This window comes from Pseudarthrobacter sp. B907, from assembly GCF_040137805.1.
Taxonomy (GTDB): domain Bacteria; phylum Actinomycetota; class Actinomycetes; order Actinomycetales; family Micrococcaceae; genus Arthrobacter.
In genome coordinates, this window is record NZ_JBEEQE010000002.1 from 161,330 (window position 1) to 178,139 (window position 16,810).

Below are 16,810 nucleotides of genomic sequence, written 5' to 3' on the forward strand. Positions count from 1 at the left end.
CGACGGCGTGCAGGGGGTCCCCCGGCACGCCGGCGGGGATGTCGAAGGAGAGCATGGTCGTTTCGGTGACCAGCATGTGACATTGGACGACTTTTGTAGTTCACATGGTCGACGTTTGTCGCGTAACTTCCGGACCGCAAGCGATGATCAGCTCATGCGGGTCCTTCTTACAGGAAGGGCCCGGATGCGTCGCGAAGCGCGGCAGAAAGCCGGAGGAGATCCCTTACGGGACCTCGCAGCAGCCCGCGACCCGCCGACACCGCCAGTAAGTGCACGAGGAAGAGACTTAAGCCCGAGCAATTTTCCCCGCCTCGCGCTGGAAACATACCCCTAGTCTTAATTCACCACCCCGCTGTTATCTCCGTCACATCCTCGACGGAGCCGCCTGGTCGGTGTCGCGGCGCCACGGTTACCGCCACACCGCCGGCCGTAAGAAGGAAAGAAGCTCATGTCTGAACGCACCATCTCGGAGACCAGGACCAGCGCCTCCGAACACAACCACGAACCACATCTCGCCCGTGCCCTGGGGAACCGCCATATCCAGTTGCTCGCCATCGGCGGCGCAATCGGCACCGGCCTGTTCATGGGGTCGGGTAAAACTATCTCCCTCGCCGGACCGTCCGTGATTTTCGTCTACATGATCATTGGTTCCATGTTGTTCTTCGTCATGCGGGCCATGGGCGAGATCCTGCTTTCGAACCTGAACTACAAGTCATTCAGCGACTTTGCCGGCGACCTTCTCGGTCCGTGGGCAAGCTTTTTCACCGGCTGGTCCTACTGGTTCTTCTGGGTGGTCACCGGAGTGGCCGACATCGTGGCTATTGCCGGTTACGTCGACAAGCTCGCGCCTGGCACCCCGCTCTGGATCCCGGCCCTGATCACACCCCTGGTCCTGATCCTGCTGAACGTGCCCGGCGTAAAAGCGTTTGGTGAAACGGAATTCTGGTTCGCCATCATCAAGGTGGTCGCGATCATCGCGTTGATAGCGACGGGCGTTGTCATGATCGCCACGCATTTCACGTCGCCCAGCGGCGCTGTGGCGAACCTGGCCAACATGTGGAACGACGGCGGGATGTTCCCGCACGGCGCATTCGGCTTTATCCTCGGCTTCCAGATCGCCATTTTCGCCTTCGCGGGCATCGAACTTGTGGGCACCGCGGCCGCGGAAACCAAGAGCCCGGAAAAGAACCTCCCGCGGGCCATCAACTCCATCCCCATCCGGGTATTGCTGTTCTATGTGGGCGCCCTCGTGGTCATCATGGCCGTCAACCCCTGGCGCAGCATCGATCCGGCCAGCAGCCCGTTCATCGGCATGTTTACCTTGGCCGGGCTGGGCATCGCCGCGGTGGTGGTCAACCTTGTGGTCCTGACCTCCGCGGCCTCCAGCGCCAACTCCGGGATCTACTCCACCTCCCGCATGGTCTACGGCCTCGCCCAGGACGGCAACGCGCCGAAGGTATTCGGGAAGCTGAGCGTCCGCAAGGTCCCGCAGAACGCCCTGCTGTTCTCCTGCATCTTCCTGCTGGCCGGATTGGTCCTGCTCTATGCCGGCGATTCCGTTATTGGCGCCTTTACGATCGTCACGTCCGTGGCCTCCGTCCTGACGATGTTCGTTTGGTCCATGATCCTCGTCAGCTACATCGTGTTCCGCCGGCGCCGCCCGGCCCTGCACGCCGCCTCAACGTTCAAGATGCCCGGCTCCGCCTTCATGCCCTATGTGGTGCTGACATTCTTCGGCTTCATGCTCGTGGCACTGGCCCAGGCAGATGACACCAGGATGGCTCTCGTGGTGGCACCTGCTTGGTTTCTTCTGCTCGGCGCAGCCTGGTACCTCAACCGCAAGGCGCCGCTACAGCAAGCCCGGATCGAGGAATGGAAAGCTTTGTCCATCTCCGAATAGGCGAACGTTGCCCGCTGGCCGGGTAAGTTCATCAACAAACTCGACGCATCCTCCGTCGGGCCACGACGGAAGCTCCCACACAGAGACCTCGACAACTTCGGCAGAGCCAATAGTGCCCGTCAGCCTGCGCCGCGCCGCCGCCAGCCGGCGGATCGCATGCGGGGCACCGTCGTTACCGGTCCAAGGGATTTTCCACCTCCGGCGAAGCTTCTGTAGGATCGATCACATCCACACGGGTGCCCTTGCAGGGGCTGAGATCGGGCTGATGCAGTCTGCGACCGTTGAACCTGTCCGGGTCATGCCGGCGAAGGAAGTAGGAAACCACCGATGAGCTCCATGAATTCGCATTCCCTCGCGTACGCCCGCGACCCGGAACACGGCATTAGCGTCCCTGTCACGGCGATCGCCTTGGAGGACTCCCCGAACGGGGTGAAGAATCCACCGTTCACGGTGTACCGCACCGCCGGTCCGGGCAGTGACCCGGTGGTCGGGCTGGAGCCTTTCCGGTCTGCATGGATAGAAGCCCGGGGCGATACCGAGCCCTACGGCGGCCGGGAACGGAACCTGCTCGACGACGGGAAGTCCGCAGTGCGCCGGGGTGCCGCTTCTGCTGAATGGAAGGGTGCGCAGCCGGTGCCCCGCCGCGCCCTCGAGGGTAAGACCGTCACCCAGATGCACTACGCCCGCCAGGGCGTGATCACCCCCGAGATGCGGTTCGTCGCCGTGCGGGAAAACTGTGACGTCGAGCTGGTCCGCGCCGAGGTCGCTGCCGGGCGGGCCATCCTCCCCAACAACATCAACCACCCCGAATCTGAGCCGATGATCATCGGCAAGGCCTTCCTGGTGAAGATCAACGCCAACATCGGCAACTCGGCCGTGACCAGCTCCATTGCCGAGGAAGTGGACAAACTGCAGTGGGCGGCCCAGTGGGGAGCCGACACGGTGATGGACCTCTCCACCGGGGATGACATCCACACCACCCGCGAATGGATCATCCGCAACTCACCCGTACCGATCGGCACCGTGCCGATCTATCAGGCGCTGGAGAAAGTCAATGGTGAGGCCAATGACCTGACCTGGGAGATCTACCGGGACACCGTGATCGAGCAGTGCGAGCAGGGCGTCGACTACATGACCGTCCACGCCGGGGTGCTGCTGCGCTACGTGCCGCTGACCGCCAACCGGGTTACCGGGATCGTTTCCCGCGGAGGGTCGATCATGGCCGGCTGGTGCCTGGCCCACCACCAGGAGAACTTCCTTTACACGCACTTCGATGAACTCTGCGAGATCTTCGCCAAGTACGACGTCGCGTTCTCCCTCGGTGACGGCCTGCGGCCAGGCGCGACGGCCGATGCCAACGACGCCGCCCAGTTCGCCGAACTTGACACCCTCGCCGAACTTACCAAGCGTGCTTGGAAGTACGACGTGCAAGTCATGGTCGAAGGCCCCGGGCACATCCCCTTCCACCTCGTCCGCGAAAACGTCGAACGCCAGCAGGAACTCTGCGACGGCGCCCCCTTCTACACTCTGGGGCCGCTGGTGACCGACATCGCACCGGGCTATGACCACATCACCTCTGCCATCGGCGCCACCGAGATCGCCCGCTACGGCACCGCTATGCTCTGCTACGTCACGCCCAAGGAACACCTCGGGCTGCCGAACAAGGACGACGTCAAGACCGGAGTCATCACCTACAAGATCGCCGCCCACGCAGCCGACCTCGCCAAAGGCCACCCCGGCGCCCACGAACGCGACGACGCCCTGTCCAAGGCACGCTTCGAGTTCCGCTGGAGGGACCAGTTCGCCCTCTCCCTGGACCCGGAAACAGCCGAATCCTTCCACGACGAGACCCTGCCCGCCGAACCGGCCAAGACCGCGCACTTCTGCTCCATGTGCGGACCCAAGTTCTGCTCCATGCGGCTCTCCCAGGACATCCGCGACCAGTTCGGAGGCATGTCCGAACAGGAAGCGATCGCCGGAATGAACACCAAGTCCGCCGAATTCCGTGAATCCGGTGGGAAGGTCTACCTCCCCGAACCCGTCCGCCTCAACCCCTAGAAACCCCCGGGCCTGCAGTCACCGCAGCAGGCCCGGGCACCACCCCCGCCCCTAACACAGCCTGGCTGAGGGCTCAACAGTGGCAAGGCGCAGCAGAGCCGTGGGGGAACATGCCCACCAGGCGACCTCACAATGGCCGCACAGGATCGATTGTCTCCACCGTGCTGCGGTCACGAGAAGACGGCGCGGGCAAACGTCGTGCCCAGGGCCGCACGGCCGCCGAGCCGGTAGCCCCGTCCCCCAGCTCGAGTCGAACCTGTCATTGCCGTTGGCGTCCTGAAGCCGCTGATGCTGCCAAAATGTCAATCCAAACGCACTCCGGTGCACCGGCTCACCGCGCCGGATGTACCGCATCCAATCAAGGTCCGACACTGACAAGCAACGGACGCGCGCGAGTGCACGACTGCCCCGAGAGAAGCAACATGAAGCCAGCCCGCCACGACGCGATTGACATCCCGGACGTCACCTCGCATCTCGCTGGCTCCTCAGCCTCCCCCGGACCATTCCCGCCGGAACCGTTCAGCGGGCCAGGCCACCGGCAGGTGAACGCCCGTGTGCTCCGGGACCGCGAACTCACCCGGGTTCGCCCCCTCTCCGCCCTGGCCCTGCCCTCGAGGATCACCAATGCCCTCCTGCGGAGCGGCATCAATTCCGTTGGACAGCTGATCAGCCGGTCAAGGGAAGACCTCATAACCGAAATCACCGGCCTCGGCGAAAAATCGTTAAAGATCATCGAAACCGCCCTCGCCCTGGAAAACCTCGCGCTCGCCCCACCGGAGACCCTGCCCTCCGCGTTCACCCGCGCATCAACCAGCCGAGCCCTGAGCAGCGCCAAGAACCACCGCCATATCAAGAACCACAACACTTGGGTTACCTCCACTGACGCCAGTCCCGGCCCGTAACGAACCCAACCCTGTCCTCCGTAGAGTGAGCACGCGACACCAACAGCCGCATCGGACCCGGCGCCCCAGCGACCACATCTCACTGGCGGATAATCCGAGGGACGGCTCAGGATCCGGCAGTTTCCCGGGCGACGGGTTCGTCCGCCAGAAAGGCCAGGCCGGGGCAGGCAGAAGCCCGTTGCCGGCCGAGTAGCCGGCCGCCCCGTGTCCGGAAATTCCCATGGCGGCTCCGCCCGAGACATACAGCCCAATGATGGGGTCCCCGGATTCCTGAAGGACACATGCGTCCCCGTTTACCCGCAGCTCACCTTGGATGCGGAAGAGGGCAGTGCGAACGGCGATGGCTCCCACCCTGCCGGCCAACAGCGCTCCCCAGAACGTGCGTCCACGGACATCCTTGGCCTCGCCGTTGGCATAGCGGCGTGTTTCGGTCAGTGTGCCCTCAAGGCCCGCGGGGTCGATACCGGTGGCGGCGGCCAGCTCTGCCACGCTGTCAGCCCAACGAACCCCGCCGGAAGCCTCCGTGTCGCGGAAACCCTGAACGCTCATTCCGGCCCGTATTTCAATACGCCAGCCCAAACGGCTCGGGGCCGAGATCTGCTTCCTGCGGGTCGACCACGCGGAATCCGTTCGCTTTGAACGTCTCGTAATCGAAGTTTTCGCACTCGATATAACCGATCTTGTGGTACTCGTGGAATCCTTCCCAACTCTCGTAGCCGTCACCAAGCGTATGTTCAAGAAACGCGTCCGCCATCGCGCTGGCCAGCCGCGGCGCCGTGAAAAACGCTCCTATGGCGAGCACGTTGGCGTTGTTCGCGGTTGCGGCTCGAAGTGCAGTGGGCACGCTCTCGCACACGGCCGCGTGTACATGGGGGCACTTGCTCGCCGCGATGTGAATACCCATGCCCGAGCCGCAAAAGATAACGCCCTTTTCGAACTCCCGTTCCGAGATCCGGGAGCCAACCAGGAAGCCGACCCGATGATACATGGGCAGGTCATCGTCTGTTGGAGTCAGATCGGTGACCGTCCAGCCACGCTCCTCGAGGTGGCGCTTCACCCCTTCTTTGAGTCGGAAGCCAGCGAAATCAGCCCCGACGACTACGTGCTTTTCGCCCGTGGTTTTCATGTCAATGCTCCTAGGAATCGTGAACGGTTGAAAGGCGGAACTTCGGCGTGAGAGTGTGCCTCGTGTTCGGAAGGAAGTGGTAGGAGCGCGAGCCCACCCTGCATCCCATCGAACCCGTTTGATACTCCGCAGCCCGGGCCGAGCCCAGCAAACGTTTGCCCCCGGGCTTTGCGCGACTTCAGCGCTACCCCTTCGATATCCGCGTTTCTTAGGTGGAAGCCGTCCATGGGGACTACTGCTGCGTAACGAACTGACACTTCAGAAGGATCTCGTTCGTCCTCGAAGCCCAGATCGTTTCTGTGCGTACGCACCTGTGCACGCCCAACGGGGAGAACTGCCTCAGCCGCGCGGAAGAGCGTTGCCGTCGGAATCTAGGTAGTCGCGCCAGGACCGCTTCGGCGTCCAGCCGAGCATGCGCTGGGCCTTCGCGCTGGAAATTCCTGAGGAGTCCGCGCGCGCGGTGGGGCGGAGCTCGATCTTGTCGCCGTAGTAGGTTTGCACGATCTCACCGAAGTCTCGTCCACCAACGTTGTCCGGCGATGCGATGTAGAACACCTCATGTCCGGGCAGCTCAGACTCCGTTGCCAGCACAATTGAGTCCGCAAGGTCATAGGCGTCAATGTAGCTCCAAAGGTTCGGGCTGAGGACCGAGGCGTCGCGAATCTGTGGGCCGAGGTTCTGCTCATAGTTTCCCTCGTACTGGACCCAGCTTGGCCGCAGCGAGATGCAGCGGATGTCGGATCGCCGGATTGCCGCGTCCATCAGCTGCTCGCCGAAGTGCTTTGAAAGTGCGTACGGATCCTGTGGGTGGATTGGGTGTGCCTCGTCTACGGGAGCGTACTCCGGTAGGAAGTCGCGCTCCGGGAAGAAGAAGCCGGGGACGGTCTCGCTCGAGATATTGACAAAACGCTTCACGTCGAATCTGACGGCTGCCTCGATAACGTTGAAAGTTGCCATCATGTTCGTCTGGAACACAACTTGAGCTGGGTTTCCGGTGGGCTCGGGAATCGCGGCAGCGTGCACAACCGCGTCTGCGCCACGTACAACGGCGTATGCTTCTCCGGCGTCTGTGAGGTCTGCCTTCTGGTAGCTGGCGGTTCCGTTAGCACGACGTTCAAACCCCGGAAGGGTCAGGTCCACTGCGAGCACATCGTGGCCTGCATCCAGTAGAGCCCGGGTCGCTGGGCGACCGACTTTACCGTGGGCTCCAGTAATTACGACCCTCATGATTACTCCTTTTGTTGTTCGCCCCCAACGAGGCGCCGGTTTCGCGTACTAGTTACGTCGTCTTCGCCATGTTTTTAGTCCAGCGGCTCGGAAAATGATGAAGCCGCTGAATGCTAGCCTCCACTATGTGGACCGTTAGAAGAATTAGCGGCTGGTTTGGTCCACTAGGCTGATGGAGTGCATGAATAGGAAGACCAACGAAACGGCCATATTTGCAGTGTGACTCCAGTCCTGCGCAACTGCCGCACCTGCCGGCGCGATCGTGCAACGACAATGGGATGCTGGGGAACGCCCCCTTTATCTTCGAAGCATCGATACAGGAACTTGACGAACCCGGCACGCCCCCTGCCGTGTACGTAGAGGGGCTGGTTAATGCCGAACTGGCTGCCGACTCATCGAAACCAAACCCGAGCGATGTCCAGAAACTCCCCCAGTCAGTGCGATGCGACTCCAACGAATCTGGTCGGGCTGATTATGGGAGGGCGTTCAACCTTGTCATGGCGGGTTGCTCGTCTTCCATGTGGTGGCTCATTTTTGCGGTGAATTGTCGCCGGCATTCGGAGGTGATGTGGGATTCGAAGGCCTGCTCATCCAAATACCTCTCGAAGATAAGGTATTTCTGCGGCGCATGGTCGAGAGTGTAGGCAGCGCAGAGGAGTATTCCTGGTTCTAAGATGGCGGCCAAGGTGAGTTCGTTTATCATTGCAGTTACTTGTTGCTCGTGTCCGGGTAGCGCCGTGTACTCCGTATAAATGTCTTTGGGCATGATTCCTCCTGAGCTGTTCTTACTGCTCCTCGGGCCAGACAAAGTGGCTTTTTTGGTTTAGCGACAGGCGATTGTGGTGTCGGCTCAGGGTGCAGGAAACCCAGCGTACCGCCGCGCATAAACGTTTTGCTTGGACCGGGCCGGCAAAGCTCTGTTACACGGCTCCATCGCCTCGGCAAACGTGTCATCGGACCGGACGCTTTCACCGTCGACGTGCGTGCCGGCACTACCGCCTGCAACATCACACCGTCCCCAGCAGCATCACCGGCGTATGTGCCTAGAGCGCCACGTCGCCGCAGAGGTGGACCTCCACCCCCAGCTCAGCGAAGAAAGCGGCCTTGGCTTCCAGCGCCTTGTCTGCCGTGCCAGCGTCCGGAGCGTAAACCACCTGGGCGTGGTTGGCCTTGTGGCGGGCCATCATCTGGTCTCGGCTGACGCCGTCGAGGACGGCGTGCATGATCGGCCACTGCGAGTCGGTCGCGTCCAGCCGCCGTTGGGTCTCCTCCGTCGGGAGTTCGACGACGTGGCCGCGGCCCAGGTCCACGTGCAGCCGGTCGTCCATGATGAAGACCCGGGACCAGACGATCTCCCCCGGCTTGGAGACACCGCTGAGGGTGCCGCCGCCCAGCGGAAAGAACATCTCGGGCTGGCGCATGGAGTAGGACTTGTCGTAGCCGCCGTTGTGGGAGGCCGGCACGGAGCCGGAGATCTCGAAGACCCAGACGAACTCGCCGTCGTAGTCGGCGCCCCAGCGCACATCGTGCAGCGTGGTGGCAGGATCGAGCCCCATCGCGGTCCAGATCCGGTTGGTGATGAGGGCGTCGACGGCGACCCCCTCGTCCACCTCGTTGAAGTGCGGGAGCGCCTTTCCGGCGAAAAGTTCGCGGCCGCCGTCGCGGGAGTAGACCGGCGGGCGCTGGACGTTATTGAGCAGGCCTTCGGCCAGGTCGGACGCCGGGACGGTGTCCTTGAGGCCTTGCTGGTACTGGATGCCGACGGCGTCGACGCCGTAATCGTCCGAGATCCTCAGTGCGGCGATGTACATCTTGAGCTGGCTGTGGACCTGGTCGGGGGTCAGCTCCCTCGCCGGATCGGTGCCGAAGTGGAAGGTCAGGCCGGCCTCGTCGAGCCAGCTCTTCACCCCGTCCGCCTCGGCGTCCGGGACCTTCAGCATCTCGGCCACGAGGGCGCTCTGCGAGAGCCTCTCCTTGTAGATGCCCAGCGGATTGAGCATTTCGTCGTCGATTATGGCGTTGTACATGCCCATGCAGCCCTCGTCGAAGACGCCGATGATGGCCTTTTCGGCCATCAGCTGCTGCGCCAGCGCGCGTCCCAGCCGGACCTCCTCCGTATCCGCCAGCGGTGGCAGTTCGCGGACGTGGCTCGTGTCGTGGGTGATGCTGCCGGAGGTAAGCCAGGACTTGAGCTTGCCCACCGCCCATTCGTCGGTGAAGTCCTCGCTCCACAGCGCGGAGTAGTCGACCTTGGCCTTGGTCAGGCTTCCGGTGAGATTAAGCAGCCCCACCAGCCCCGGGAAGTCGCCCGCCCAGTTCGCCACAACCAGGATCGGGCCGCGGTGGGTGCGCAGGCCGGCCAGGACGTGGTGGCTGTACTGCCAGACGGCCTCGACAACCACCACCGGTGCCGTCGGCGGAATGTTCTTGAAGACCTCCATGCCCATCCGCTGGCTGTCGATGAAGCCGTGCCCGGTGTCCGGGTTGATGCCGTGCGCGCGGACCACCTGGTAGCCAAGGGACTCGACGGCGGCCGCGAAGTGCCCTTCGAGCTGCTGCTGGGTGGGCCAGCACTTGGTGTTGGCGGCAAGCCGCAGGTCGCCGCTGCTGATGGTGTAGACCGTGTTGGCCTCGGCGTCGGGGGTTTCCGCGACGGCCGGGAAGGTGTAGCTGCTCATGGTGTGGTTTCCCTTTCAAGGTTTTGGGGGCTCAGACGTTCCTCGCGTCCCGCGAGGGCGTGGGCAATGTCCTGGGTGGCCGGGTAAAGGCGTAAGTAGAGGTCGTACAGCTCCTCATAGTCCGCGCTCACGGCAGGGTTGGGGTGGACGGTCCGGGCCGGCGGATTCCACTCGCTGATCCGGACCTCGGCAACCGTGCCCGCGGCCAGATACGCGGCGCCGTAGCTGGCGCCGATGGTCTGGCTCGGGATGAGCTGCGGCTGCCCGGTCACGTCGGAAACGATCTGGGTCCACAGCTCGCCCTGGGTTCCGCCGCCGACGGCCACGATGCGCCGGATGTTTCCGCCGGCGAGTTCCATGGATTCGATGTTGTGCCGGACGCCCAGTGCCGTGGCCTCCAGGGCGGCTCGGTACAGGTCGCCGCGGGTGTGCGAGAGGCTCAGCCCGGCAATGATGCCGCGGGCCTGGGGATCCGCCACCGGGGTCCGTTCGCCGGCGAAGTAGGGCAGCATCAGGAGTCCGCGGGCGCCGGGGCCGGAGGCGGCAGCCAGCTCCAGCAGTTCCGGGAAGTCGAGGGAGCCGAAGAGTTCCTTGAGCCAGGAAGTGACCGCCCCGGAGGTGGCCATCCCGCCGGCCAAGTTGCGGGTTCCCTCGAACGCGCCGACCGTCCCCCACAGCTGGGGTGAGGTGACCCGGTCCGGGACGGTATTCACCAGGAACATGGTGGTGCCGTACATCAGCATCAAGTCGCCGTTGTTCTGGCTGTCCACGCTGACGGCTTCGCTCCAGGCGTCGATGGTTCCGGCAATCACCGGGACTCCGGCCGGAAGCCCGGTGGCGGCGGCGGCCTCCGTACTGACGTACCCGGCGGTGTCGCCGGGCCAGAGCAGCGGCGGGAGTTCCAGCCCGGGAGCGATCTTGCTCGCGAAGGGCGGGTACCATTCCAGCGTCCGGGTGTCGTACAACGGTGTGCACTGGCTGGCGGAGTGGTGGTCCAGTACGTACGCGCCGGTGAGCTGGTAGGCGAGCCAGGACGAGGGCATAAAAAGCCGGCGGCTCCTGGCGAAGGTGTCCGGCTCGTGCCGGGCCAGCCACGCCAGCTTGGGCCCGACGGCCTGGGTGGACAGCACGGAGCCGCAGTGCTCCATGATGACCTCGTCGCCGCCCAGCTCAACGGTGAGGGACTCGATCTGCTCGGTAGCCCGGGAGTCGATGCCGTAAAGGATAGCCGGGCGCAGTGGGGTGCCGCCCTGGTCCGTGACGAGGACGCAGGGGCCCATGCCGCTGACGCCGACGGCGACGATTTGTTCGTCCGCGTCCGCGCCGGCCAGCAGTTCGCGGCTGATCGCGGTGAACTCCTCCCACCACAGGTCCCCGTCCATCTCGGCCCAGCCCGGCCGGGGCCGGCTTACCTTGTGGCTGCGCGCGGCGGAACGGAGCACCCTGCCCTCCAGGTCCACGACGACGCCCTTGCTGCTGCTGGTGCCGATATCGACGCCGAGCACCGCCCGGACTGGCTGATCCGTCATTGTGCCGGCCTCAGGCGCAGGCCCTGCATGCCGCCGTCGACCGCCAATGAGGTTCCGGTCGTGGAGCCGGCGGCCGGTGAGGCGAGGTAGGCGATGGCGGCTGCCACCTCGTCCGCGGTGACCAGCCGGCCGTGGGGCTGGCGGGCGTTGAGGGCGGCGCGTTCGGCCTGCGGATCGTCGCTTTGGGCCATCAGGCGGCCGATCCACGGGGTGTCAGCGGTGCCCGGGTTTACGCAGTTGACCCGGATGCCTTCGCAGATATGGTCCGCGGCCATCGCCAGCGTCAGAGACAGGACCGCGCCTTTGCTGGCGCCGTACAGCGCCCGCTGCGGCAGACCCGCCGTAGCCGCGATGGAACACGTATTAACGATCGCGGCGGCCGGCGAGCGGCGCAGATGCGGCAGTGCGGCCCGGCTGACGCGCACCATGCCGAGGACGTTGATGTCGAGGACGCGGTGCCATTCATCGTCGTCGTTGTCCGCGATGGTGCCCTGGGCGCCGATCCCGGCGTTGTTGACGACGACGTCGATCCGGCCAAAGTGTTCGGCGACCCCCTGGACTGCCGCGACCACGGAGGCATCGTCGGCCACGTCGCAGGGCACCGCGAAGTGCCCCTCGGCGGCGTCCTCCGGGTTCAGGTCCAGGACCGCCACCGAGGCTCCGGCGGCGGCGAGCCGGGCGGCTGCCGCGGCGCCGATGCCGGAAGCACCTCCGGTCACAATCGCGACCAGCCCATCCATCTCCGTTGTCATGTTTGTCCTTTCCAAAGAAATTTACTTGCTTTCTCGCCGCCTGCGGGGCCGGGCCGGCCCGGTGAGGCAGGCAGGCTGGCGCGGCCGGCTGTTCAGGACTGCGCGAAGACCTGCCGCTGTCGGCCAAGACCCTCGATCTCGACCTCCACGACGTCACCGGCTTTGAGGTACGGGAACTTGCCGGAGAGCGCCACGCCCTGCGGGGTGCCGGTGAGGACGACGTCTCCGGGCTCGAGGGTCAGGTACTGGCTCAGGTGGTGGATCAGGAAGTCGACCGGGAAGACCATGTCGGCCGTGCTGGAATCCTGGCGGGGCTCGCCGTTGACCCAGCTGCGGAGCCGGAGACTGCCCGGATCGACCTCGTCGGCGGGCACGAGCCACGGCCCGAGCGGGGAGAATCCGGGCGCACACTTGCCCTTGGACCACTGCCCGCCGGACTCCTCGATCTGGAAGGCGCGCTCGGACAGATCGTTGGCAACCAGATAGCCCGCGATGTGCGCGGCGGAGTCTGACGGCGAGCCGAGGTAGCTGGCGCGCCGGCCGATCACGACCCCGAGTTCGACCTCCCAGTCGGTCTTGGTGGAATTGCGCGGGATGAACGCCCCATCATCCGGTCCAGCGACCGTGTTGGGCGTCTTGAGGAAGATGATGGGGACCTCCGGCGGGAGCGCCCCGGATTCGGCGGCATGCGCGGCGTAGTTCATCCCCACGCAGATGACCGCGGACGGACGGGTAATCGGGGCGCCGATCCGGAGGCCGGCGGGATCCAGCGGCTCGAGCTCCCCGCGCTCCAGGGCGCTCCGCGCGGCGGCAATTCCCCCGCCGGCAAGGAACTCACCGGTGATGTCCGAAGTCAGGGGAGATAGATCATATGTCTCTTCCGTACCTGCGTCATTTGCAGCAATCACGGCGGGGCGTTCCGCACCAGCGGCGCCCAAGCGAACCAACTTCACACTTCCTCCAATCGGGCAACTCTGCCCGCCGCTAAACCGGCGGCCGGACCGGCCGCGCGGAAAGGTGTCGCACACCACAATACAGACCACACCGTCGTTGACAAGCCATACATCCGATGTTTACTGTCGAACTCACCGCCCGACCGGGCGACGCGAGATCCCGGGGCTGCCCGGAGCATGAGGAGTTCCCACGTGAGTACCATCACCGCCATCACGGTCAGTGACGTCCGCTTTCCGACGTCGTCGTCCCTGGACGGCTCGGATGCCATGAATCCCGACCCGGACTACTCAGCGGCCTATCTGGTGATCGGCACCGACGCCGGCGACGACCTCGAGGGCCACGGCTTCGTCTTCACCATCGGGCGCGGCACCGAAGTGGTGGCCAGCGCCCTCACGGCCCTCGTCCCCTATCTCCAGGACCGGAACGCCGAGGAGCTCCTCGCTGACATGGGCGGCACCTGGCGCTCTATGGTGCACGACTCGCAGCTGCGCTGGCTGGGGCCGGAGAAGGGGATCATGCACATGGCCATTGGGGCGGCCATCAACGCCCTGTGGGACTTGAAGGCAAAACGCGCCGGGTTGCCGCTGTGGCAGCTACTGTCCCGACTGTCGCCCGAAGAGCTGGTTGACCTGGTGGACTTCCGCTACCTCAGCGATGCCCTCACCCCGGAAGAGGCCCTCGCTATCCTGCGCGGCGCAGAAACGGGCCGTCCGGGCCGCGAGTCGGAGCTGCTCCGTGCAGGCTATCCGGCGTACACCACCACCCCCGGATGGCTCGGCTACGACGATGCCAAGCTCGCCCGGCTGTGCCGCGAGGCCGTCGCGGACGGCTTCCCGCTGGTCAAACTCAAGGTTGGCGCCAGCCTGGCGGATGACGTCCGGCGTCTGCGCGTCGCTCGGGACGCCTGCGGACCGGGCATCAAGATCGCCGTGGACGCGAACCAGCGCTGGGACACCGCCGAGGCCATCGAATGGATCCGCGGCCTCGGCGACCCCGACCTCGCCTGGGTGGAGGAACCGACGAGCCCGGACGACATCCTGGCCCATGCCGCGATCGCCCGCGCCATCGCCCCGATTCCGGTGGCGACCGGGGAGCACGTCCAGAACCGGGTGGTGTTCAAGCAGATGCTGCAGGCCGGGTCCCTCGAGGTGCTGCAGCTCGACGCGGCGCGCGTGGCCGGCGTGAACGAAAACATCGCCATCCTGCTCCTCGCGGCCAAGTTCGGGGTCCGGGTCTGCCCGCACGCCGGCGGCGTAGGCCTCTGCGAAGCCGTCCAGCACCTCTCGATGTTCGACTACGTGGCGGTTTCCGGGCAGCTCGAGGGCAGGATGATCGAATTCGTCGACCATCTCCATGAGCACTTCGTCGTCCCTGTCGACGTCCATGCCGGGCGCTACTGGCCGCCGGACGCCCCGGGCGGCGGCAGCGAAATGAAAGCGCACTCGCTCGCCGAGTTCTCCTTCCCGGCCGGTCCGGTGTGGTCCGCTCCGGCTGAAGCTGTGGCAGGCTAATGCGATGAGCACAACCCCGGAACGCATCGCCCTGCACACCCGGCTCAAGCCCGGCCGCGAGGCCGACTACGACCGGATCCATGCGCGGATTCCCGCCGAGCTCGCGGCGGCCATGCGCGGGATCGGCGTCCACAGCTGGCGGATCTGGCGGAGCGGACGCGAACTTTTCCACGTCGTGGAGGTCAAGGACTACGCCACCATGCGCAAGTTCCTGGCCGACCACCCTGCGAACGTTCCCTGGCAGGCGGAAATGGCCGAGCTCCTCGAGGTCGAGGACGACTATTCGGGCGAGGACCGCGGCATCCCGATGGTGTGGGAGCTTGCTCGGCAATGACGCAACTGCCCCTCGGCCGGCTGGGCTACGGTGCCGCCGCTCTCGGGAACCTGTATTCGAGCATGGACGACGACGACGCCCGCCGCACCCTGGAGGCCGCCTGGCTTGGCGGGATCCGCTATTTCGATACGGCGCCGCACTATGGACTCGGGCTCTCGGAACGGCGGCTCGGCGACTTCCTCCGAACCTGCCCCCGGGAAGACTTCGTCATCTCCACCAAAGCCGGCCGCCTGCTGGAGCCCAATCCGGCCTTCCGGCCCGGCGAACGGGACACCGAGGGTTTCGCCGTCCCGGCCCGGAGCACCCGGCGGTGGGACTTCACCGAGCGTGGCATCCGGCAAAGCCTGGAGGACTCCCTGGACCGCCTGGGCATCTCCCGGGTGGACATCCTCTACCTGCACGACCCTGATGCCTACGACATGGCCGCCGCACTCAGTGAGGCCCTGCCGGCCCTGCAGCGGTTGAAGGCCGAGAGCCTCGTCCGGGCCATCGGGGTGGGATCCAACTCCGCGGACGCTCTGCACACGCTCGTCGACCGCACCGAACTGGACCTGGTCATGCTCGCCGGCCGCTTCACCTTGCTCGAGCAGCCCGCCCTGAGCGGCCTGCTGCCGCGGTGCGTCGAACGCGGCGTCGGCGTCGTCGCCGCCGGAGTATTCAACTCGGGCATCCTTGCCACGGCCGAGGTCCCGGCGGACGCCCACTACAACTACGGACCGGCGCCGCAAGAGCTGCTGGCCCGGGCACGGCGGCTCGCCGCTGTCTGCGCCTCGTTCGGGGTGGAACTGCCCGACGCCGCCATCCAGTACCCGCTGCGGCACCCGGCCGTGTGCAACGTGGTCATCGGGGCGCGGGGCGCGGAGCAGATCAGTGCCAACATTGCCGGCATGGACCGGCCGCTCCCCCGGGACCTCTGGGACGCGCTCGAAGCGGAGGGGCTGATTCCCCGGTGAGCGGGCTGCCCACGGTGGACTCGCACCTGCACCTGTGGCGGCTGGGCCGCAGCCGGTACGGCTGGCTGGATTCGGTGCCGGAGCTGAAGCGGGACTTCACCGCCGCGCAGGCCCGTACGGAGCTCGATGCGGCCGGCGTGGCGGAGGCGATCCTCGTCCAGGCCGACGACGCGCTGGAGGACACCGGGTTCCTACTGGAAACGGCGGCCGCGGAGCCGTGGATCCGCGGTGTGGTCGGCTGGATCCAGCTAGACTCACCCGCCCGCGCCGGGGCCCAGCTGGACCGGTGGCTGGAATCGGACAAGTTCTGCGGGGTCCGGCACCTGGTCCACGACGACCCGCGGGACGGCTTCCTCGCCCTCGCCCCGGTCCGCGAATCGCTCTCCCTGCTCGCCGCAGCCGGCCTGCCCTTCGACGTCCCCGACGCATTCCCGCGCCATCTGGGGGCCGCCGCCGACCTGGCCGGCGCCCTGCCGGAGCTCACCGTCGTCGTGGACCACTTGGGCAAACCGCCGCTCACCGACCCGGACGCGATGGCGCGATGGCGCCGCGAACTGACCGTGTGTGCGGACCGCCCCAACACGGTGGCGAAGCTCTCCGGCCTTCATATTCCCGGTGCTGAATATAACGCTTCCGCCCTGGCGCCGGTGTTCCACGCGGCCCTTGAGCTGTTCGGACCGGAACGGCTCATGTACGGCGGCGACTGGCCCGTGTCGGTCCTCTCCGGCGGCTATCAGCAGACCTGGCGCGTGCTGAAAGATTTAATCGCAACCCTTAGCCCGGCCGAACAGGATGATGTCCTGGCCGCCACGGCACACCGGGTATACGGCCGCAGCACGGTAGCCTGATTCCTCCTGCGCAGGGCCTGTAATGACGGGGTCTAAGA

At 65.5% G+C, this 16,810-nt stretch carries 14 protein-coding genes and 1 riboswitch; of the genes, 7 read left to right on the forward strand and 7 right to left on the reverse strand.

The features are described 5' to 3' along the window. Positions 1-448 precede the first annotated feature (448 nt). The 3 genes from ABLI39_RS02310 to ABLI39_RS02320 all read left to right on the forward strand — a co-directional run bounded on the left by ABLI39_RS02310 (position 449) and on the right by ABLI39_RS02320 (position 4,860). Positions 449-1,900: an amino acid permease gene (locus ABLI39_RS02310; protein WP_349411756.1), complete on the forward strand. Its 1,452-nt coding sequence runs from the start codon at positions 449-451 to the stop codon at positions 1,898-1,900. A gap of 222 nt (positions 1,901-2,122) precedes the next feature. Next, positions 2,123-2,230: riboswitch (TPP riboswitch) on the forward strand. Beyond that, positions 2,228-3,958, forward strand: coding sequence for a phosphomethylpyrimidine synthase ThiC (thiC, locus tag ABLI39_RS02315; protein WP_349411757.1), 1,731 nt, complete (start codon positions 2,228-2,230; stop codon positions 3,956-3,958). (Overlaps the previous riboswitch by 3 nt.) A gap of 422 nt (positions 3,959-4,380) precedes the next feature. Continuing rightward, complete coding sequence (locus ABLI39_RS02320; RefSeq protein WP_349411758.1) at positions 4,381-4,860, forward strand: DNA-directed RNA polymerase subunit alpha C-terminal domain-containing protein; 480 nt, start codon at positions 4,381-4,383, stop codon at positions 4,858-4,860. Between the two features lie 562 nt (positions 4,861-5,422). Here the strand turns inward: ABLI39_RS02320 and ABLI39_RS02325 are convergent. From ABLI39_RS02325 to ABLI39_RS02355, 7 genes are all read right to left on the reverse strand, one after another. Continuing rightward, a complete protein-coding gene (locus ABLI39_RS02325; protein ID WP_349411759.1) occupies positions 5,423-5,986 on the reverse strand; it encodes an RpiB/LacA/LacB family sugar-phosphate isomerase in 564 nt (187 codons plus the stop codon). 339 nt (positions 5,987-6,325) lie between these two features. After that, a complete protein-coding gene (locus tag ABLI39_RS02330; RefSeq protein WP_349411760.1) occupies positions 6,326-7,213 on the reverse strand; it encodes an NAD-dependent epimerase/dehydratase family protein in 888 nt (295 codons plus the stop codon). A gap of 472 nt (positions 7,214-7,685) precedes the next feature. Next, positions 7,686-7,979: a putative quinol monooxygenase gene (locus ABLI39_RS02335; protein WP_349411761.1), complete on the reverse strand. Its 294-nt coding sequence runs from the start codon at positions 7,977-7,979 to the stop codon at positions 7,686-7,688. A gap of 277 nt (positions 7,980-8,256) precedes the next feature. Continuing rightward, entirely contained in the window at positions 8,257-9,891 is a 1,635-nt protein-coding gene (locus ABLI39_RS02340; RefSeq protein WP_349411762.1) for a fucose isomerase, read from the reverse strand. Then, on the reverse strand, positions 9,888-11,420 hold the full coding sequence (locus tag ABLI39_RS02345; RefSeq protein WP_349411763.1) for an FGGY-family carbohydrate kinase: 1,533 nt from the start codon (positions 11,418-11,420) through the stop codon (positions 9,888-9,890). Before ABLI39_RS02345 ends, ABLI39_RS02340 begins: the two co-directional genes overlap by 4 nt. Next, a complete protein-coding gene (locus ABLI39_RS02350; RefSeq protein ID WP_349411764.1) occupies positions 11,417-12,172 on the reverse strand; it encodes an SDR family NAD(P)-dependent oxidoreductase in 756 nt (251 codons plus the stop codon). Before ABLI39_RS02350 ends, ABLI39_RS02345 begins: the two co-directional genes overlap by 4 nt. Before the next feature lie 92 nt (positions 12,173-12,264). Beyond that, the gene (locus ABLI39_RS02355; protein ID WP_349411765.1) at positions 12,265-13,125 is read right to left on the reverse strand and encodes a fumarylacetoacetate hydrolase family protein; all 861 of its coding nucleotides are present in this window, start codon (positions 13,123-13,125) and stop codon (positions 12,265-12,267) included. 192 nt (positions 13,126-13,317) lie between these two features. On the opposite strand from ABLI39_RS02355, the gene ABLI39_RS02360 reads away from it, so the two are divergent. From ABLI39_RS02360 to ABLI39_RS02375, 4 genes are read left to right on the forward strand one after another with little or no spacing between them, the layout of a single operon-like run. Next, positions 13,318-14,637, forward strand: coding sequence for an enolase C-terminal domain-like protein (locus ABLI39_RS02360; RefSeq protein WP_349411766.1), 1,320 nt, complete (start codon positions 13,318-13,320; stop codon positions 14,635-14,637). A gap of 4 nt (positions 14,638-14,641) precedes the next feature. Beyond that, on the forward strand, positions 14,642-14,971 hold the full coding sequence (locus tag ABLI39_RS02365) for an L-rhamnose mutarotase (protein WP_349411767.1): 330 nt from the start codon (positions 14,642-14,644) through the stop codon (positions 14,969-14,971). Further along, positions 14,968-15,924, forward strand: coding sequence for an aldo/keto reductase (locus ABLI39_RS02370; protein ID WP_349411768.1), 957 nt, complete (start codon positions 14,968-14,970; stop codon positions 15,922-15,924). Before ABLI39_RS02365 ends, ABLI39_RS02370 begins: the two co-directional genes overlap by 4 nt. Continuing rightward, complete coding sequence (locus ABLI39_RS02375) at positions 15,921-16,772, forward strand: amidohydrolase family protein (protein ID WP_349411769.1); 852 nt, start codon at positions 15,921-15,923, stop codon at positions 16,770-16,772. Before ABLI39_RS02370 ends, ABLI39_RS02375 begins: the two co-directional genes overlap by 4 nt. The last annotated feature ends 38 nt before the right edge of the window (positions 16,773-16,810 follow it).